The 17,633-nt window shown below is 68.6% G+C and carries 17 protein-coding genes; 7 read left to right on the top strand and 10 right to left on the bottom strand.

The annotated features are described in order from the left end of the window. The 3 genes from PLE19_02030 to PLE19_02020 form a co-directional block, all read right to left on the bottom strand. On the bottom strand, positions 1–670 hold a 670-nt coding region (locus PLE19_02030), incomplete at its 3' end, for a BatA domain-containing protein (GenBank protein ID HPD13699.1). Beyond that, positions 670–1,584, bottom strand: coding sequence for a DUF58 domain-containing protein (locus PLE19_02025; GenBank protein HPD13698.1), 915 nt, complete (start codon positions 1,582–1,584; stop codon positions 670–672). The genes PLE19_02030 and PLE19_02025, both read right to left, overlap by 1 nt. Before the next feature lie 322 nt (positions 1,585–1,906). Beyond that, positions 1,907–3,631 carry a serine/threonine-protein kinase gene (locus PLE19_02020; GenBank protein ID HPD13697.1) on the bottom strand — a complete coding sequence of 575 codons (1,725 nt, stop codon included), beginning with the start codon at positions 3,629–3,631 and terminating at the stop codon, positions 1,907–1,909. A gap of 180 nt (positions 3,632–3,811) precedes the next feature. Here PLE19_02020 and PLE19_02015 point away from each other — a divergent pair, with 180 nt between their 5' ends. From PLE19_02015 to PLE19_02005, 3 genes are read left to right on the top strand one after another with little or no spacing between them, the layout of a single operon-like run. Continuing rightward, a complete protein-coding gene (locus PLE19_02015) occupies positions 3,812–4,219 on the top strand; it encodes a hypothetical protein (protein HPD13696.1) in 408 nt (135 codons plus the stop codon). A gap of 12 nt (positions 4,220–4,231) precedes the next feature. Beyond that, the gene (locus PLE19_02010) at positions 4,232–4,708 is read left to right on the top strand and encodes a YaiI/YqxD family protein (GenBank protein HPD13695.1); all 477 of its coding nucleotides are present in this window, start codon (positions 4,232–4,234) and stop codon (positions 4,706–4,708) included. Positions 4,709–4,726: 18 nt separating this feature from the next. Further along, on the top strand, positions 4,727–5,059 hold the full coding sequence (locus PLE19_02005; GenBank protein HPD13694.1) for a DMT family protein: 333 nt from the start codon (positions 4,727–4,729) through the stop codon (positions 5,057–5,059). Here PLE19_02005 and PLE19_02000 read toward each other — a convergent pair. Continuing rightward, a complete protein-coding gene (locus tag PLE19_02000; protein HPD13693.1) occupies positions 5,046–5,669 on the bottom strand; it encodes a DUF2238 domain-containing protein in 624 nt (207 codons plus the stop codon). The two genes, PLE19_02005 and PLE19_02000, sit on opposite strands and share 14 nt — an antisense overlap. Beyond that, complete coding sequence (locus tag PLE19_01995) at positions 5,666–6,901, bottom strand: NAD(P)/FAD-dependent oxidoreductase (protein HPD13692.1); 1,236 nt, start codon at positions 6,899–6,901, stop codon at positions 5,666–5,668. The genes PLE19_02000 and PLE19_01995 overlap by 4 nt, the downstream gene beginning before the upstream one ends. A gap of 333 nt (positions 6,902–7,234) precedes the next feature. On the opposite strand from PLE19_01995, the gene PLE19_01990 reads away from it, so the two are divergent. The 4 genes from PLE19_01990 to PLE19_01975 all read left to right on the top strand — a co-directional run bounded on the left by PLE19_01990 (position 7,235) and on the right by PLE19_01975 (position 11,026). After that, positions 7,235–7,543, top strand: a complete 309-nt coding sequence (locus PLE19_01990; GenBank protein ID HPD13691.1) for an antibiotic biosynthesis monooxygenase — start codon at positions 7,235–7,237, stop codon at positions 7,541–7,543. Positions 7,544–7,636: 93 nt separating this feature from the next. Continuing rightward, positions 7,637–8,701 carry a uroporphyrinogen decarboxylase family protein gene (locus PLE19_01985; GenBank protein HPD13690.1) on the top strand — a complete coding sequence of 355 codons (1,065 nt, stop codon included), beginning with the start codon at positions 7,637–7,639 and terminating at the stop codon, positions 8,699–8,701. Between the two features lie 60 nt (positions 8,702–8,761). Continuing rightward, positions 8,762–10,168 (top strand): asparagine--tRNA ligase, encoded by a 1,407-nt coding sequence (gene asnS / locus PLE19_01980; GenBank protein HPD13689.1) that lies wholly within the window; start codon positions 8,762–8,764, stop codon positions 10,166–10,168. Positions 10,169–10,591: 423 nt separating this feature from the next. After that, complete coding sequence (locus tag PLE19_01975; protein HPD13688.1) at positions 10,592–11,026, top strand: biopolymer transporter ExbD; 435 nt, start codon at positions 10,592–10,594, stop codon at positions 11,024–11,026. A gap of 147 nt (positions 11,027–11,173) precedes the next feature. On the opposite strand, the gene PLE19_01970 is transcribed toward PLE19_01975, so the two are convergent. From PLE19_01970 to hydG, 5 genes are all read right to left on the bottom strand, one after another. Then, complete coding sequence (locus PLE19_01970; protein ID HPD13687.1) at positions 11,174–11,791, bottom strand: trimeric intracellular cation channel family protein; 618 nt, start codon at positions 11,789–11,791, stop codon at positions 11,174–11,176. 127 nt (positions 11,792–11,918) lie between these two features. After that, entirely contained in the window at positions 11,919–13,169 is a 1,251-nt protein-coding gene (locus PLE19_01965) for a hypothetical protein (GenBank protein HPD13686.1), read from the bottom strand. A gap of 174 nt (positions 13,170–13,343) precedes the next feature. Further along, positions 13,344–14,630, bottom strand: coding sequence for a [FeFe] hydrogenase H-cluster maturation GTPase HydF (gene hydF / locus PLE19_01960; protein ID HPD13685.1), 1,287 nt, complete (start codon positions 14,628–14,630; stop codon positions 13,344–13,346). 117 nt (positions 14,631–14,747) lie between these two features. After that, complete coding sequence (locus tag PLE19_01955; protein ID HPD13684.1) at positions 14,748–16,163, bottom strand: aspartate ammonia-lyase; 1,416 nt, start codon at positions 16,161–16,163, stop codon at positions 14,748–14,750. Positions 16,164–16,166: 3 nt separating this feature from the next. Beyond that, positions 16,167–17,627, bottom strand: a complete 1,461-nt coding sequence (gene hydG, locus PLE19_01950) for a [FeFe] hydrogenase H-cluster radical SAM maturase HydG (GenBank protein HPD13683.1) — start codon at positions 17,625–17,627, stop codon at positions 16,167–16,169. Positions 17,628–17,633 lie beyond the last annotated feature (6 nt).

Genomic DNA, 17,633 nt, shown 5'->3' with positions numbered 1-17,633 from the left:
GGGGGGGGGGGGGGGGGTTCTTGTGCTTCTCTTCGAGGGGGCGGGGCTGGGGCCAGGCGTTGCGCTGGAGGTCGGTGAGGACGTAGATCTCCATCGTCGGCGCCTTGTTGCCCTCCTCGGCCAGGAGGTCGTAGGCGCGCTGGACGGCGGCGGTCAGGTCGGCCCGGCCCTGTGAGAGCGGGGCTTTGAGGATGTCGCGCTGGAGCGCCGCTCGGTCGGGCGTGAGGAACGGCTTGGGGTGGCCGTGGGGCGGGAACGAGAGGAGCACGGCGGCCTGGCTGCCCTGGGTGGGCAGGCATTTCTCGAGGATGCCGGCGGCCAGTTCCTTGGCCACGGCGAAGCGGGCTTTGCGCTCGTGCTCCGTGCCCATCGAGTACGAGTTGTCGAGGAGGAGCACCGCGTGGATGTCCTTGCCCGCGCCCCACAGGCGCGAGCCGAGGAATGGCTGGGCCAGCGCAAAGGCCAGCAGCACGAAGAGCAGCACGCGCAGGAGGAGGAGGAAGAGGTCCTGAATTCTCTGCCGCCGCGAGGTGCGCTCGTTCGAGGCCTTGAGAAAGCGCAGCGTGGGGAAGAGCACCTTGGGGGCGCGCCGGCGGTGGATCATGTGGATGATGATTGGGATGCCGCCCGACGCCGCGCCCAGAAGGTAGAACCACGCGAGGAAACCCATCAGAACAGCCTCTTCCGCTTGGCCAGGTACGCAAAGAGCATGAAGTCGTAGGGCACCGACGTGTCGGTCTGCACGTACTCGATCCGGCTCGTCGAGCAGTCGCGCCGGTAGGTGTCAATGAACGCCTGCACCTGCTTGCGGTACTCCTCGCGCACGTAGCGCGGGTCCACCTGAAGCTCCTCGTTCGTCTCCATGTCCACGAAGTCCGACAGCTTGCGGAACGGGAAGTCCAGCTCCCACTTGTCGAAGATATGGAACAGGATGACCTCGTGCTTCTTGTACCGGAAGTGCCGCAGGCCGCGCACCACCTCTTTCGGGTCGTCGTAGAGGTCCGACAGGATGATCAGCAGCCCGCGGCGGCGGATGAACTCGGCCAGATCGTGGAACGTCTTCGACACGTTCGTCGTCACCCCGGCGTCCATCTTCAGCGTCTCGAGGTGGCGCAGCATCAGGCTCAGGTGCGTGCTCGTCGCGCGGGCGGGAATGTAGTGCCTGATCTCGCGGTCGAAGCACACCAGCCCCACCGAATCCTGCTGGCGGATCATCAGGTAGCTCAGGCACGCCGCCAGGTAGCAGGCGTACTCCAGCTTCGTCAACCCGTGCTCGTCGCTCTTGTAGGTCATCGAGCTGGACGTGTCAATCAGGATGTGCGCCTTGAGGTTCGTCTCCTCCTCGTACTGCTTCACATAGAAGCGGTCCGTGCGCCCGAACACCTGCCAGTCCACATCCTTGATATTGTCGCCGGGCATGTACTCGCGGTGCTCGGCGAACTCCACGCTGAAGCCCCGGAACGGGCTGCGGTGGAGGCCCGAGATGAAGCCCTCGACCACCGCGCGGGCGACGAGGTTCATCTTCGCCACCTTCGCCAGGGCCTCGGGCTGGATGTAGCGGTAGCCTTTGCGTGGAGCGGCCATGGGCTTCCCCGCCCTCCCGTCGAGGCCATTCTAGCAGCCCTCTGCCCGGGGAGTCAAACGGCTCGGCGCCGCGGCAACCCGTGGGCGGAGTGGACAAGGTGGGCAGGGTGCACAGGATGGACGAGGTGGACAGTGCCCGCGGGGGCGTGGTGGGCTGCTGGCCACCCAGTCCATCGTGCCCATCCTGTCCGTCTCCAACCAATGGAGACTCTCACCGATTGCAGGCTACGGCGAGTTGGGGCAGGCAGCGATAGTTGGTGTTTGGAGATCTGACACCATTGCCCCTTGCCGCCGCACGCGGGACGTCTGAAGCGGCGGCTGCTCACTTGGGCTTGGGCGAGAGCAGGTAGGCGGCGTGCCTGGACCAGTCGGGCAGCGGGGCGTCGGGCGGCTGGCCCTCGCGGAGCTTCTCCTCGACCTGCCGACGCAGGGCCTTGAGCTCGGCAAGCTGCTCCTCGCTCCAGTTGGCGGGCACGTCGCGGTCGGTGCGCAGGAAGTCCCACAGGTAGTAGTGGGCCTTGTAGTAGTCGTGGCGCTTGACGAGGGCGCGCACCGATTCGACGGCGATGCCGCGGAAGAACTTCAGGATGTCGGGGTCCACCTGGGCGAGGTCGCCGCCCGCCTTGCACGAGAGCTGGGTGATGAGGCCGATGGCGACGGAGCGCAGGTTGTTCGAGGCGATGTAGCGGATGGTGTCGAGCTCGTCAATCTGGCGCTGGATGGCCGCGCGCGCGGGGGCGTCGGCGGCCTTGGGCAGGTCGGCCTGGAGGGCGAGGATGCGCTCGTCGAGTTCGCGGAGCTGGCCGATGCCGGTGCGGATGCTGAGGAGGGTGGCCTGGGTCTTCTCCTTCTCGCGCTGCTCGTCGAGCTGGGCCACGAGGTGCTCGCGGTCGGTCTGCTCCTGGCGGCGGATGCGGGCGGCCTCGCGGCGATGGAGGGCGAAGCCGGCGAAGCTGAGCAGGAGCAGGAGGGCCGTGCCGATGGCGGCCGCGGCGGGGCGGTGGCGGCCGATCCAGTTGCCCAGGGCCTCCAGGGGGCCGGGGCGGTAGGCGCTGGTGGGCAGCAGGTCGCGGTAGAGGCGGATGTCTTCGGCCAGCTCCTGGGCCGTGGGGTAGCGGCGGTTGGGGTCCTTGTTGAGGGCCTTCATGCAGATGGCGGCGAGGGTGCGGCTGGCCTGGCGGTTGAGGGCGCGCGGGTGCGGCGGCTCGTGGTGGAGGACCTTCTCCATCACGTCGGTGCGCGAGTGGCCGGAGAAGGGCAGCGAGCCGGTGAGGATCTCGTAAAGCACGATGCCGAGGGAGAAAACGTCGGTGCGGAAGTCGAGCGCCTCGGGGCTGCCGCTGGCCTGCTCGGGCGACATGTAGGCGGGCGTGCCCTTGACCACGCCCACCTGGGTGGCCACGATGCCCTGCTCCTCGGGGCTGGCGGTGATCTTCTTCGAGAGGCCCCAGTCGAGCACCACCACCACGCCGAACTCGTCCACCATGACGTTCTCGGGCTTGAGGTCGCGGTGCAGGATGCCTGCGGAGTGGGCGTAGGCCACGGTCTGGCACACCTTCTCGAAGATGCCCACGAGGCGGGCCGTGTGCGAGCGGTCCTGGAAGTCGCGCGGGTGCATGGCCTTGAAGATTTCGCGCAGAGTGCGGCCGCGCACGCGCTTCATGGCGTAGTAGGGGCCGTGGCCGGCCAGCCGGCCCGCCGTGAAGATGGGCACCACGCCCGGGTGCTCGAGCTGCCCCAGGATGCGGGCCTCGTGCAGGAAGCGCGACTGGAGTTCGGCGTCGCCGACGAGCGCCGGCCGCATGACCTTCACGGCCACCTGGCGGTCGAGCGTGGAGTCGTGGGCCTCGAACACCAGGGCCATGCCGCCCTCGCCCAGCACGTTGCCCAGGCGGTAGGGGCCGGTGGCCTGGGGCGGCGCCCCGCTGCCGCCGGCCCGGCCGGCGCGCGAGGGCATGGGCTGGGTTTCGTGGGTGTCTTCGCCCGGCTCGGTCTCGCGGCTCGCCCAATCGTTGGGCAGCCCTTCGGTGGGATCGTTGGCGTTCATCGCGTGGCCTCTCTGAACCCGGCTCCCGCGCATGGCCGCACCGCAGGGACACCCAGGCATTATATCCGCGCGCCCCGCCGGCACTCAAGCGGGAGGCGCCGAACGTTGCGGTTTGGCGCGGAATCGGGTATCCTATGGGACGTGGCTGGAACCGGAAGTATTCGTACAAAGGACGCACGAATGGGCAGCCCCGAACCGAACGGGATGCGGGAACTGAAGGTGGACGCGTCGAGCCTCTACCGCGAAGAGACGATCACCGACCTGCGGGTGGCCACCATCCGCCAGCTTCTGCCGATCAAGGCCGACGGCTCGCCGGACCCGAGCCGCGAGACGCTGTTCTTCGGCCAGGCGCAGATCATGACGACCGGCGGGCCTCTGCCCATCGAGGCCCCGCTCGAGGCCCGCACGCTCGCGGAGGCGATCGAGAAGTTCCCCGACGCGGTGCGCGACGCCGTGGCCGAGGTGATGGAGCAGGTGCGCGAGTACCAGCGCCAGGCCGCCTCGCGCATCGTGGTGCCCAGCGCCATGCCCGGCAACCTGCCGGGCGTGCCCGGCGGGGGGCCCGGCGGCAAGATTCATCTCGGATGACGCGGCACGCGCATGCCCCCCACGATCTGGATTGACGCCGACGGCTGCCCCAACGAGGTGAAGCAGGTGGTGTTCCGCGCCTCGGACCGTCTGCGCCTGGCGGTCCAGCTCGTCGCCAACGTGCCGCTGGCCACGCCGCGGTGGCCGCTCGTGACGCTGGCGCTCGTCTCCCATGACTTCAACGCGGCCGACGACCACATCGCCGCGCACGCGGCGGCGGGCGACGTGGTGATCACGGCCGACATTCCGCTGGCCGCGCGCGTGGTCGAGAAGGGCGCCGTGGCCATCAACCCCCGCGGCGAAACCTACGACACGGCCAACGTGGGCCGACACCTGGCCACCCGCGACCTGATGCAGGACCTGCGCGCGGCCGGCGCCATCCAGGGCGGCCCCGCGCCCATCCGGCCCGCCGACAAAGCCCGGTTCGCCGCCGCGCTCGACCGCGCGCTCACCCGGGCCCTCAAGGCGGCGCCGCCCCCTTCCCCCTGAGAAACGAGGACCCCCGCAATGCCCACCGTGGTGTTGCTCACGCTCTCCAACATCTTCATGACCATCGCCTGGTACGGCCACCTGAAGCACAAGGACAAGCCGCTCCTCCTGGTCATCCTCGTGTCGTGGGGCATCGCGTTCATCGAGTACTGCTTCCAGGTGCCGGCCAACCGCATCGGCCACCAGCAGGGCTTCTGCGGGGCCGAGCTCAAGACGATGCAGGAGGTCATCACGCTCGTCGTCTTCTGCGTCTTCTCGGTGCTCTACCTCAAGGAACCGCTCAAGTGGAACTACCTGGTGGGCTTCGGCCTCATCGCGGCGGCCGTGTTCTTCGTGTTCAAGAAGTGGTGAGCCCCGCGGCGGCCATGGACCGATCGTGCCGCCGCGAGAGCAGCACCAGCGCCGCCACCGCGCCCGCGAGGGCCAGGAACATATCCCACTGGGCATCCCACACGTCGCCCTGAAGCCCCAGCCACTCCGGGCCGCTCGTGGGGTAGAAGAAGACCACGATCCACCACTCGATGATCTCCCACGCCGCGCTGATGGCCAGGCACACGCAGGCGCACAGCAGCGAGAGCATGCCGCCCGGCCGCAGGCCGGCCGTGCGTCGCAGCACCTCGCGCGCCAGGATGGCCGGCACGAAGCCCTGGGCGAAGTGGCCCACGCGGTCGTAGTGGTTCCGCGACAGGCCCAGCGCGTCGCGCAGCCAGTTGAAGAGCGGCATCTCGGCATACGTGTACTTCGCGGCCACGGCCAGGATCGCGAAGTGGACGGCTACGAGCACGTACGCCAGGTTCGAGAAGCGGAAGCGAGGGTAAAGGGCGGCGAGCACCGCCACCCCGATCACCCCCGCGGCGATCTCGAACGCCCAGACATCGTAGGAGTGCGGCCGGATCGCGGACCAGACGAGAACGGCGGAGCAGAACACCACCAGGGGCACCAGGGGGTTTGCGGCCTTCATCTCGGGCCTCCTGCGGCCGCCGCGCGCCCGGCCAAGGCGCCGCTGACGAAGGCCCACTGGAGGTTGTAGCCGCCGCACGGGCCGTCGAGGTCGAGCACCTCGCCGGCGAAGAACAGGCCGGGCCGGAGCCTGCTCTCGAGCGTTCGGGGGTTCACCGCGTCCAGCGCCACGCCGCCGCGGGTGATCATGGCCTGGCCGAAACCCTCCGTCGCCGTGACGGTGAGCGGCAGGCCCGCGAGACACGAGGCCAGGCCGCGCCGCTGCGCTGCTGTGATTTCGGCGGCCCGCACCTCGTCGCCGCAACCGCCCACCCGACATAGTTCCGCCGCGAGCGACGCGGGCAGGTGGTCCGCGAGGAGGGTGCGCACGAGGCGCCTGCCGTGCTCGCGGCGCCAGGCGTCGAAGCGGGCAGCCCACGCCGAGGCCGCCGTTCCGGGCGCGAGGTCCACCCGCAAGGGCACGGGCGAGCCCCCGGCCAGAAGCTCCGCAACGTCGGCCGACAGGTCCAGCACCGCCGGACCGGACAGCCCGCGATGGGTGAACAAGAGGGGCCCCACGGACCTCGCATGCCGTCGCCTCGGCAGGTCAATCCACACCGCGGCCTCGGGCACGGTGACGCCGCTCACCCGCGCCACCCAGCGCTCGGCCGCGACCAGCGGCACCAGGCCCGGCACGGGCGGCACAATGCGGTGGCCCGCGTGCGCGGCGAGCCGGTAGCCCGCGCCCGTCGCGCCCAGCGCGGGATAGCCCTTGCCGCCGGTCGCCAGCACGACGCTCGAGCACGGGACCGCGCCGCGGCTCGTCTCGATGCCCTCGTGGCCCAACGCGGTCGCCTCAACGCCTGTCAGGAGCCGCACGCCGAGCGCCTCGGCGCGGCCCACGAGCGCCGCGAGCACGCTCCGCGCCGAGTTCGATTCCGGGAACACGTGGAAGCCGTCGGGCGCGTGGGTCGGCACGCCGAGGCTCGCGAAGAAGGCCCTCAGCCTCGGCCCATCCAGCCCGGCGAGCGCCGGCGCCATGAACCGCCCCTGCCGTCCGAAGCGGGCCATCACCTCGTCGGCGGAGGCCGTGTTCGTCAGGTTGCAGCGCCCGCCGCCGGTCGCCAGCAGTTTGGCGCCGGGCCGGGCCATCTGCTCGCACACCGCCACGCGCGCGCCCGCCTCGGCCGCGGCAATCGCCGCCATCAGCCCCGCCGGACCAGCCCCAATGATCGCGACATCGAAACCAGGCATCGGGTAGGGAGCCCTTCTTGGAAGAGGGGTTCCCTCCCCGAACCCCCTCTTCCCAAGAACTTCCAGATTGGCTGCGGCACTCGACCCGTCCCGCGCCCAAGGTGCGTCTATTCGCGCCAGAGCCTGCTTTGGCTGGGGCACGGGTCGAGTGCCGCAGCCAAGGCAGGAGTTCTTGAAGAGGGGTCTGGGGGGAAACTTCTTGCAAGAAGTCTCCCCCCAGCCTCTTCGCCTTCATCTTCGCCGGCGGTCCACGCCTTGTCAAGCGGGTTGCCGAAATCGCGGCGCGGCGTATAATGGTGCGGCGACGCAAACCACCGCGAGCAAGGAGAGGCCATGATCCACGTCATCGCCAACATCGAGTTGAAGCCCGGCGTTCGGGACGCATTTCTGCGCGTCTTCCGCGCCCTCGTGCCCAAGGTGCAGGCCGAGGGCGGCTGTCTGGAGTACGGCCCTGCACTCGACGCGCGGACCGACATCCGCGCGCAACTGCCCTTCCGCGAGGACGTGGTGACCATCGTCGAGAAGTGGGAGAGCCTCGCCGCGCTCAAGGCCCACCTCGCCGCGCCCCACATGGCCGACTACCGCGCGGCGGTGAAGGACCTGGTCGTGAGGGTGACGCTTCAGATTCTCGAACCCGTGTGAGCGAGCGGGTCTGCCTGCGTCCTATCGGTCCTATCCGTCCTGTCGGTCCTGTAGGACGGGTCAGACCGATCGGACCGAGAGGACGAAGCCGCGATGGACGCGATGAACTCCCGCGAGCGCGTGCTGGCCGCAATCAATCGCTTGCCCGTGGACCGCGTGCCGACCGACATCTGGGCGACGGGCGAGGTGTGGGCCAAGCTGCGCGCCCACTTCGGCGAGGGGGCCGACCTCCACAAGCTCCTGCACATTGACGGCTTCGCGGGCATCGGCCCGAAGTACGTCGGCCCCCCCCTGCCCCCCGCGCCCGAGGGCGAATCGGTGGACCTGTGGGGCCTGCGCAGCAAGCCCGTGGCCTACGACGGCGGCGTCTATGCCGAGCAGTCGTTCAACCCCCTCGCCGCGGCCGAGACGATGGACGACCTCGAAGCCTACCGCTGGCCCTCCGCCGACTGGTTCGACTATTCCGAGATGCGCGCGGCCGCCCTCGAACGCCGCAAGACCCACGCGCTCCAGTGCGGCTACATGGCCCCCTTCTATCAGCACAACCTGCTCCGCGGCCTCCAGCTCTCGCTGACCGACCCGTTGCTGAAGCCCGATTTCACCCACCACCTGCTCGATCGCATGTGCGAGTTCATCCTCCAGCACCACCGCCGCATGTTCGAGGCCTGCGACGGCCTCATTGACGTGGCGCAGGTGACCGACGACCTCGGCTCCCAGCATGGCCCGATGATCAGCCTGGCCGTCTACCGCGAGTTCTACAAGCCCCATCACGCCCGCTTCATCGCCCTGTGCCGCGAGTTCGGCATCAAGGTCTTCCACCACGACGACGGCAGTTGCCGCGCCTTCCTCCCCGACCTCGTCGAGCTGGGCATTGATATCCTCAACCCCGTTCAATGGACCTGCCCCGGCATGGACCTGGCCGAACTCAAGCGCGAGTATGGCCACAGGCTCTGCTTCCACGGCGGCGTGGAGAACCAGCGCATCCTCCCCTTCGGCACCCCCGCCGAGGTGCGCGCCGAGGTGCGCCACTGCATAGACGCCCTGGCCTCCGACGGCACGGGCTACATCCTCGCCCCCTGCCACAACCTCCAGGCCGTCAGCCCCGTCGCCAACATCCTGGCCATGTACGACGAGGCATGGAAATATGGGAGGCGATAGCGCCATTCTTCTCCCGATAGGACCCGTAGGCCCTATGCGAACTCGGACGGAGATGCTCACATGCGAGCACTTGAGCCAGAACACCGCGTGAAGCATATCCTCGCCCGCCGCGACTTCGGCGCCGCCGTGGTCGTCTACGGCTGGCTCCGCTCGCGCCGCGACTCCAAGGAGCTGTCGTTCCTCGACGTGAACGACGGCTCGTGCATGGCCGGAATCCAGGTCATCGCCGACGCCTCGCTGCCGAACTACGAGGGCGAAGTGAAACGCCTTGTCACCGGCTGCTCCGTGCGCGTGGAGGGCGAGCTGCGCGCCTCCCCCGGCAAGGGCCAGGCCGTCGAGGTGCTGGCGAAGAAGCTCGACGTGCTCGGCTGGGTGCAGGACCCCGACGCCTATCCGATGCAGAAGAAGCGCCACACGTTCGAATACCTCCGCGAGGTCGCCCACCTGCGCCCCCGCTCGAACACCTTCGGCGCCATCGCCCGCGTGCGTAACTGCCTGGCCCATGCCACCCACGAGTTCTTCCAGGGCCGGGGCTTCCTCTACGTCCACACCCCCATCATCACCGCCAGCGACTGCGAGGGCGCGGGCGAGATGTTCACCGTCACCACCCTCGACCCCAAGGAACCGCCCCGCCTGCCCGACGGCTCGGTGGACTTCTCACAGGACTTCTTCGGCCGCCGGGCCTTCCTCACAGTCAGCGGCCAGCTCTCGGTCGAGACCCATTGTTGCGCTCTCACCAACGTCTACACCTTCGGCCCCACGTTCCGGGCCGAGAACTCGAACACGCCCCGCCACCTCGCCGAGTTCTGGATGATCGAGCCCGAGATGGCCTTCTGCGACCTCGAGGGCGACATGGACCTCGCCGAGGCCTACATCAAGCACCTGCTCTCCGCCGCCCTCGAGCGCTGCCCCGACGACATGGCCTTCTTCAACCAGTGGGTGGACAAGACGGTCATGGAAACCCTTCAGCACATCGTCGCCAGCGCCTTCGAGCGCATCACCTACACCGAGGCCATCGAGATCCTTCAGAAATCGGGCGAGAGCTTCGAGTTCCCCGTCGAATGGGGCCGCGACCTCCAGACCGAGCACGAGCGTTACCTCACCGAGAAACACATCAGGAAGCCCGTCATCGTCCGCAACTACCCCAAGGCCATCAAAGCCTTTTACATGCGGGTCAACGACGACGAGCGGACGGTTGCGGCGATGGACGTGCTGGTGCCCAAGATCGGCGAGATCATCGGCGGCAGCCAGCGCGAGGAGCGCCGCGACGTGCTGGAGCGTCGCATGGCCGAAGGCGGCCTCGACCCCAGGAACTACTGGTGGTATCTCGACCTGCGGCGCTACGGCACTGTCCCACACGCGGGATTCGGATTGGGCTTCGAGCGCACCGTGCAGTTCGCCACGGGCATGGCCAACATCCGCGACGCCATCCCCTTCCCCCGCACCCCCAAGTCCGCCGAGTTCTGAGCCGCAATAACGTCCGATAACCCGAGAACGCACTCAGAGGCCCCAGGACGCATCCGGAGTTGACGGACATGCCGAATCGCCACACTTCTCAAGTCGTCTCGTATACTACACTTCTGCCTTCCGCTCCCAGAGCCCGGCCGCCGAAGGTATCAGGGGTCAAAGGGGCCGCTGATCTCGCGTCCTAGACCATTTACGGCGGTTTTACAGATGGCCGCCTAACTTACTGCTATATATACACTTAAGTAATGCGTGCCGCGTTTGGCCTTCGATCACGGGGTAGGCGGGGGCTCGCTCTCTTTCGCCTCCTCTCGTCATTCGAAAGCCGGCGTTTGGTATTCGACATTTGCTCCGCCGCTCAATTGACACGCGGCAGTTTCGAGGTATACTCGGGTCAGGGGGCAGACGTCCCCTGGAGGACACGCGATGAGTACATTGCTCCGCCAGCCCGAGCGTCGCGTGAAACTCACCGAGATGTCGTTCACCCCACTGATTGACTGCGTGTTCCTGCTGCTGCTGTTCTTCATGGTCGGCACACGGTTCCGCGAGATTGATCGCGAACTGGAGACTCGCCTGCCGCCGACCGGCCCCCGCATCGCCGGGCGGTTTGACGAGCTTGCCATCGCGGTGCGGAACATCGGCACGGCCGAGGCGCCGCGGCCCCAGGTCGCCATTGACCATCAGGTGATGCCCGACTGGCGCGCCGTGCGCGTCCGCCTGCGCGACCTCGCCGCCGTGCCCGGCGGGCGCGATTTCCCGGTGCTCATGGAGCCCGCCGACGACGCGCAGCACGGCTGGGTGATGAACGTGCTCGACTGCCTGCGCGAGTTCGGCTATCGCAGAGTCAGCTTCAAACGATGATGGGGACGGGGCCGGGCCGGTCGCGGAGCCGCGAGCGCCAGCGAGCCCTCCCGAAGGTTCCGATACCTTCGGGAGGGTGCTGGCCGGCGGGTGTCTATCCTTCGCCCCCCTCCCAAAGGCACTGGAACCTTCGAGAGGGGGAGCGCCTCACGGCTCGTTTTCATCCACAATCCGGCGTGGCAGGTGCCAGCGGAGGGCGATGCTGGCGAGGCGGACGGCGAGGGTGAGGCACGCCGCGGCCCACACGGCTACGCCCTGCCCCGCCCCGGCGCGCATGAGCACGTAGAAGAGAAATGCGCCCGCCATCGTGGCCGAGGCATAGACCTCTTCGCGGAGCACGGCCGGCACGTCGCGCGCGAGCACGTCGCGGATGATGCCCCCGCCCACGCCCGTGAGGCAGGCCATCGTCACCACACCCACGAGGCCGGTGCCGGCGTCCCACGCCTTCACCGCGCCGATGGCCGCGAACACGCCGAGGCCCACGGCGTCGGCGATCAGCAGCTCCCATCGGCCCCGTTGCACCCAATGGTAGAGCACGAACACCCCGATCGCCGCCGCCACAGCCAGTGGCACGTAGACCGGGTCGCGGAGCCAGAAGACATCGGCTTTGAGCAGCGTGTCGCGAATCGTGCCGCCGCCGATGGCCGTCACCGTCGCCAGCACGGCCACGCCGAAGATGTCCATCTCCTTCCGCACGCCCTTGAGCGCGCCGGACACCGCGAAGGCAAGGGTGCCGAGGTAGTCGAGGAATTGGATCGTGGTCATGAATACCCCTTGAGCTTGTGAGGCAGCGCCACGGGCTTCCACGGACGCGCACGAACGTGTGCGCGCACCCGTGCCCCGCATGCGTCCGTGTGCGTCCGAGCCGGTCCGTGTGCCTTCGGGGTCTTCCTCATCTTCTCGCCCGGGCAAGCACTTGGGCGCCGATCTCGTCGGCCCTGGAGCGATAGGCCTTCCACATGGCCCCGACAAAGCCGCCCGCTCCGCCGGGGAAGGGCTGGTAGCCGGTCGGCTTCATCGTGCTCTTGTCCACCGTGCCGTCGGCGGCCTCGGCCACCCAGCGGTCCACGTAGTCGAAGAAGGGCTCGTGGCCCCAGAAGCCCTTGGCGCCGAGGAGCCGGGCGGCGAGGGCCTGGCCGACCCAGGTGGGTCCGTTGAGGAGGCGGTAGCCCTCGGATTTCCAGCCGTCGTTATCGCCCTTGAAGGGCGGCCCCGCCCACCGCTCGGGCGGCAGGTGCTCGTGGCGGCGGGCCTCCGTGGTGTCAATGGTCCAGAGCGCCTTCTGGCCGCGGTAGCCCGTGCCGTAGTAGGTCTGTTGGTCTTCCGCGAATGAGGCCTTCACGCCCTTCATCCCGTCGTGGCCGAGGAGCACGCCGGCGAAGAGGATGGGCATCTTGCGGCCCGAGTTGTGCCCGCCATTGGCGCGCCACAAGTCGGCATCCGACTGCGTGGCGCCGTAGTAGTCAATGCCCAATTGCACGAAACGGAGGAGGAGCGTTTCGCGGGGCGGGGACGCCACGCCCACAGGCGCCGGGTCGTCGAGGAGGAGCAGGAGCGAGACGGTGGAGACGATGTTGGTGATCTCGCGGCCGTAATCGGGCATGTTCTCCAGCGGGTGCATCAGGCGGTTGGGCCACTCGTGGAGGTGGTCGAGCCAGATACGCTCGAGGTAGCGCTCGTGGAGCTTGACGTCGGGCAGCGGCCCGACGGGCTGGAGGCGCGGCAAGAGGTCGCGGCGGAGCTGGCTGGCGGCAAAGGCCGGCTTCTTGTCGCCCACATAGGCGGGGCGGAAGGCGTCGGCGGGCGGCGGCTCGGCCACACAGGTCAGCACGGTGGCCGTCCGCAGCGGCCCGCGGCAGTATTGGCCGGGCACCGTGTCGGGCGTCTTGTCGCCGACCTTTCCGACGCTGGCCGTCGTGACGAGCGACTGGCCGGGCTTGAGCGTGAGGGGGAAAGCGGCGCGGAGCGAGGCATCGTAGCCGGTGATTCTGTCGTCATAGCCCTGGCGTTTGCCCGCTGGGGGATTCACCACCGAGCCGTTCCGCCCGTCGGCAGGCGCAGGGCTGACGGCGTTGACCACCACCGGCCCCACCACCCACCAGTCGCCCGTCACGAAGCGCCCGACGCGGGCTGGCTGGGCCAAGGTCCATGTGATCCCATATTGGCTGACCGTTGCCTGAGGCCCGGTCCCCTCCCCTGTTCTAGCTACCGGGGCGAAGGCCAGGAGAACCGCTGCACCAACGCTCTTCGCTGCTGGCATGTTGTTCGCTCCGCGGGCCGAGGGATAGTATAGCAAACGCGAGGGGGCGCGCGAAGGCTAAGCCCTGGCGGCCAGGGCTTCACGGTAGACCTCGAGCGCCGCGGGGAAGGGCTCGAGGGCGCGCTCGAAGATGCCGAGCGAGTAGGCGACGATGAGGCCGTAGTTGGAGATCGGCACGCCCGCCTGCTTGCAGCGGAGAATGCGGGTGAGCATCTCGCGGCGGTTCATCATGCACCCGCCGCAGTGGATGACGAGCTTGTACGAGGCGAGGTCGTCGGGGAAGTCGTGGCCCTGGATCGTGTCGAAGTGCAGCTTGCCGCCGACGAGCTGGGTGAGCCAGCGGGGGATCTTCACGCGGCCGATGTCCTCGGCGATCGGGTGGTGCGAGCACGATTCGGCCACGAGGATGCGGTCGCCGGGCCGCAGGGTCTCGCAGGCGAGGGCGCCGCGCACCATCTCGGCCAGGTCGCCCTTGTAGCGGGCGAAGAGGATCGAGAAGCTGGTGAGGGGGATGTCGCGCGGCGTGTCGGCTACGACCTTGAGGAAGGCCTGCGAGTCGGTGACGACGAGCTTGGGCGGCTTCTTGAGGCGGTCGAGGGCCTCGCGCAGCTCGCGCTCCTTGACGACGAGCGCGAAGGCGTCGCCGTCAATCAGGTCGCGGATGGCCTGCACCTGGGGCACGATGAGGCGGCCTTTCGGGGCCTCCTTGTCCACGGGTACCACGAGGACAGCCATCTCGCCCGGCCCCACGAGGTCGGCGAGGATCGCGGGATTGTTGAGGAAGTCGGCGGGCGCGGTGTCGAGGAGCGCCTGTCGGAAGTCCAGAATCCCCGTGTTCGCAGTGCGGGCTTCAGCCCGTCGCTCTTCAGGAGACGGCCTGAAGGCCGCATTACAAACGGTGCGGACGGTTCGGACTTTCTCCTTCTGGAGGCGTTCGACGAGGGCGGCGTCGGGCTCGCCGAGGTCGCACTTGTTGAAGACGACGATGACGGGACACTTCCGCGCGCGCAACTCGTCGTAGATCTGCTGTTCGAAGGCGCCCCAGTGGCCGGGCTCGGCGATGATGACGCCGAGGTCGGTGCGGTCGAAGACCTTGCGGGTGCGGGCCACGCGCATCTCGCCGAGCGCCCCCTCGTCGTCAATCCCCGCCGTGTCAATGAAGAGCACGGGGCCGAGGGGCAGCAGCTCCATCGGCTTCTCGACCGGGTCGGTCGTGGTGCCCGCCACGTCCGACACGATGGAGACCTGTTGGCGGGTGATGGCGTTGAGCAGGCTCGATTTCCCGACATTCCGCCGGCCGAAGAGGCCGATATGCAGCCGCAAGCCCTTGGGAGTTCGCTCCATCAGTCAGGTCTCCCGTTAACATACGGGGGATGAATGCGCGGGTGGATGAATGGATGAATCCAGGAGAGGATCAACGGGTCGGTGTCTTCTCTGGCATCCATCCATCCAACCATCCATTCATCCGTTCCTCACCGGCGGGGTACCCAGGCGGCAGACGGCCTCGGGGCTGACCATTTCGTTGAACTGTTCCTCGGTGAGGAGGCCGAGCTCGATGGCGCACTGCTTGACGCTCTTGCCCTCGCGGGCGGCGATCTGGACGAGGCGGCAGACGGCCTCGTAGCTCAGGCAGCCGAGCAGCGCCGTGGCCGTGGCGGTGGAGGCATCGAGGTGTGCGCGACAGCGCGCCTCGTCGGCCGCGAGGCCCTCGACGCACAGGCGCCGCAGGATGTCGCACGAGCGGGCTAAGAGCTCCAGGCTCTCCAGCAGGCAGTGGGCGATGAGGGGGAGGAACGCGTTCAGTTCGAGGTTGCCCGAAGCGGCGGCGAAGGCGATGGCCTGGTCGTGGGCCATCACGAGCATGGCGGCCTGGGAGACGGCCTCGGGGATGACGGGGTTGACCTTGCCGGGCATGATGGAGGAGCCGGCCTGGCGCTGGGGGAGGCGGATTTCGCCCAGGCCTGCCTCGGGGCCGGAGGAGAGGAGCCGCAGGTCGCCCGAAACCTTCAGGAGCGAGGCGGCGCAGGCCTTGAGGATGCCGGAGACTTCGACGAACACGTCGGCGTTCTGTGTGGCCTCGACGAGGTTCTCGGCGCGGGCGAAGCCGATGCCGGTCAGCTCGCGAAGCGTGTCCACCACGCGGAAGATGTACTGCCGGGGCGCGCCGATGCCGGTGCCGATAGCGGTGCCGCCGAGGTTGACGACCCGCAGGCGCTCCTCGCACTTGTAGATGCGCCAGCGGTCGCGGTTGAATGCCTCGGCGCAGGCGCTCATCTCGCGGCCCAGCGTCATCAGCACGGCGTCCTGAAGCTCGGTGCGCCCGACCTTCACGACGTGCGCGAACTCCTTCTCCTTGGCCTGAAAGGCCTCTTGGAGGGGCACGATCTTGTCTTCGAGCGCGCGCACGAGGCGGATGGCGGCGAGCTTGAGGGCCGTGGGGTAGGTGTCGTTGGTGGACTGGTGGCGGTTGACGTCGTCCAGGGGCGAGACGCGTTGGTAGCGGCCCAGCGGCTCGCCGAGCAGCTCGAGCGCGCGGTTGGCGAGCACCTCGTTGACGTTCAGGTTCGTCGAGGTGCCGGCGCCGCCCTGAAGGGAGTCCACCACGATGTGGCGGTCGAGCTTGCCCTCGGCCATCTCCTGGCACGCGGCCTCGAGGGCATCCGCCTTCGCCGCGTCGTCGCCCCAGGCCCCGAGCGCGCGGTTGGTCTTCACGCAGGCCAGTTTCACCGTGCCGTAGGCGTGGATGAGGGCGGGGTGGACGGGGCGGCCGGCGAGGGGGAAGTTCTCGACGGCGCGCAGGGTGTGGATGCCCCAGAGCGCTTCCGCGGGCACTTCGCGCTCGCCGAGGAGGTCGTGTTCTTTGCGGTAGTGCGCCATGCTTCAGAAGTAGAGGTCGCGCTCGTCGGTAGTCCTGATGCGTTCGAGTCGTTCGAGGAGCTGGCGTTTGAGCGGGCTGTCGGGCATCTGGGCCAGTTCCTCGGCCAAGCGCCGCTCGCCGGCGGCGCGGGTCTGCGGCGAAGCATAGTCTACCAGATATTCCGTCAGCGTGGAAAGCGCGTTGGGGGTGCAGAAGCGTTTGATGAAGCCGGGGATGGCGAACTCCATGAAGTGCTCGCCCGTGCGGCCGAGGCGGTAGCAGGCGGTGCAGAAGCTGGGCACGTAGCCGTCCTCGAGCAGCTCGCGTATCACGGCGTCCAGCGGGCGGATGTCGCCGAGTTCGAACTGCTCGCGCTCGCGCACCTGGGCGTCGCCGGCCTCGGTGTAGCCGCCCAGCTCGATGCGGCTGCCGGCGTCAATCTGCGAGACGCCGAAGCCCATGGCCTCGCGGCGGAGCGCGGCGGGCTCGCGGGCGGTGAGGATGAGGCCCGTGTAGGGCACGGCGAGGCGCAGGATGGCGATCACGCGCTTGAAGTCGGCGTCGCTCACCTCGTAGCCCGTCCGGAGGTGCACGCCCGAGGCGGGCCGCAGGCGCGGAAAGCTGATGGTGTGCGGGCCGACGTTGTAGGTCTTCTGAAGATGCACGGCGTGGGCGACGAGGCCGAGGACCTCGAAGCGCCAGTCGTAGAGGCCGAAGAGGGCGCCGATGCCCATGTCGTCGCAGCCGGCCTCGAAGGCGCGCGAGAGGCCGTGGAGGCGCCAGAGGTAGTCGCCCTTGGGCGTGCCCTGCTTGTGCATGCGGGCGTAGGTGGGGTGGTGGTAGGTTTCCTGGAAAATCTGGTAGGTGCCGATGCCGGCGGCCTTCAGGAGCCGGTAGCCCTCGTGGTCGAGGGGCGCGGCGTTGATGTTCACGCGGCGGATCGAGCCGCGGCCCTTGCGGATGCTGTAGACGAGCCGCACGGTGTCGGCCATGAATTGGGGCGTGTAGCGCGGGTGCTCGCCGAAGACGAGGATGAGGCGCTTGTGGCCGTGGTCCTCCAGGGCCTCGACCTGCTGGCGGATCTCGGCCTCGCCCAGGGTGCGGCGGACGGCGTCCACATTCGACCGGTGGAAGCCGCAGTAGGCGCAGTCGTTGACGCAGTAGTTGCCGATGTAGAGGGGCGCGAAGAGCACGATGCGGTTGCCGTAGACGGTGCGCTTGAGCTCGCGGGCCGCCTCGAACACTTCCTCGACGAGCGCCGGCTCGGTGGCGCGCACGAGCACCGCCGTCTCCTCCACGCTCAGCGCCTGCTTGGCGAGGCTCTTGGCAATGATCTCCCGCACCTGGCCGGGGTCGGCCGGCCCGGCCTCGGCCAGGCTCGTGAGCAGCGCGTCGTCAATGAAATCCACGGCGCCCGCCGCGGAGCCGGCCGGACCCGTCGGGCACGTCGGACTTGTCAGACTCGTCAGACTCGTCGGTCGCATGGCACA

It is taken from the genome of Planctomycetota bacterium (assembly GCA_035384565.1).
Taxonomy (GTDB): domain Bacteria; phylum Planctomycetota; class PUPC01; order DSUN01; family DSUN01; genus DAOOIT01.
The sequence above is the reverse complement of the archived record's forward strand: the minus strand, read 5'-3'. Positions and strand labels throughout refer to the sequence as shown.

Bases quoted from the DNA above. Each gene is read 5' to 3' on its own strand.
- PLE19_02025 (HPD13698.1), bottom strand. From the start codon at position 1,584: ATGGCCGCTCCACGCAAAGGCTACCGCTACATCCAGCCCGAGGCCCTG.
- PLE19_02020 (HPD13697.1), bottom strand. From the start codon at position 3,631: ATGAACGCCAACGATCCCACCGAAGGGCTGCCCAACGATTGGGCGAGC.
- PLE19_02015 (HPD13696.1), top strand. From the start codon at position 3,812: ATGGGCAGCCCCGAACCGAACGGGATGCGGGAACTGAAGGTGGACGCG.
- PLE19_02010 (HPD13695.1), top strand. From the start codon at position 4,232: ATGCCCCCCACGATCTGGATTGACGCCGACGGCTGCCCCAACGAGGTG.
- PLE19_02005 (HPD13694.1), top strand. From the start codon at position 4,727: ATGCCCACCGTGGTGTTGCTCACGCTCTCCAACATCTTCATGACCATC.
- PLE19_02000 (HPD13693.1), bottom strand. From the start codon at position 5,669: ATGAAGGCCGCAAACCCCCTGGTGCCCCTGGTGGTGTTCTGCTCCGCC.
- PLE19_01995 (HPD13692.1), bottom strand. From the start codon at position 6,901: ATGCCTGGTTTCGATGTCGCGATCATTGGGGCTGGTCCGGCGGGGCTG.
- PLE19_01990 (HPD13691.1), top strand. From the start codon at position 7,235: ATGATCCACGTCATCGCCAACATCGAGTTGAAGCCCGGCGTTCGGGAC.
- PLE19_01985 (HPD13690.1), top strand. From the start codon at position 7,637: ATGGACGCGATGAACTCCCGCGAGCGCGTGCTGGCCGCAATCAATCGC.
- asnS (HPD13689.1), top strand. From the start codon at position 8,762: ATGCGAGCACTTGAGCCAGAACACCGCGTGAAGCATATCCTCGCCCGC.
- PLE19_01975 (HPD13688.1), top strand. From the start codon at position 10,592: ATGAGTACATTGCTCCGCCAGCCCGAGCGTCGCGTGAAACTCACCGAG.
- PLE19_01970 (HPD13687.1), bottom strand. From the start codon at position 11,791: ATGACCACGATCCAATTCCTCGACTACCTCGGCACCCTTGCCTTCGCG.
- hydF (HPD13685.1), bottom strand. From the start codon at position 14,630: ATGGAGCGAACTCCCAAGGGCTTGCGGCTGCATATCGGCCTCTTCGGC.
- PLE19_01955 (HPD13684.1), bottom strand. From the start codon at position 16,163: ATGGCGCACTACCGCAAAGAACACGACCTCCTCGGCGAGCGCGAAGTG.
- hydG (HPD13683.1), bottom strand. From the start codon at position 17,627: ATGCGACCGACGAGTCTGACGAGTCTGACAAGTCCGACGTGCCCGACG.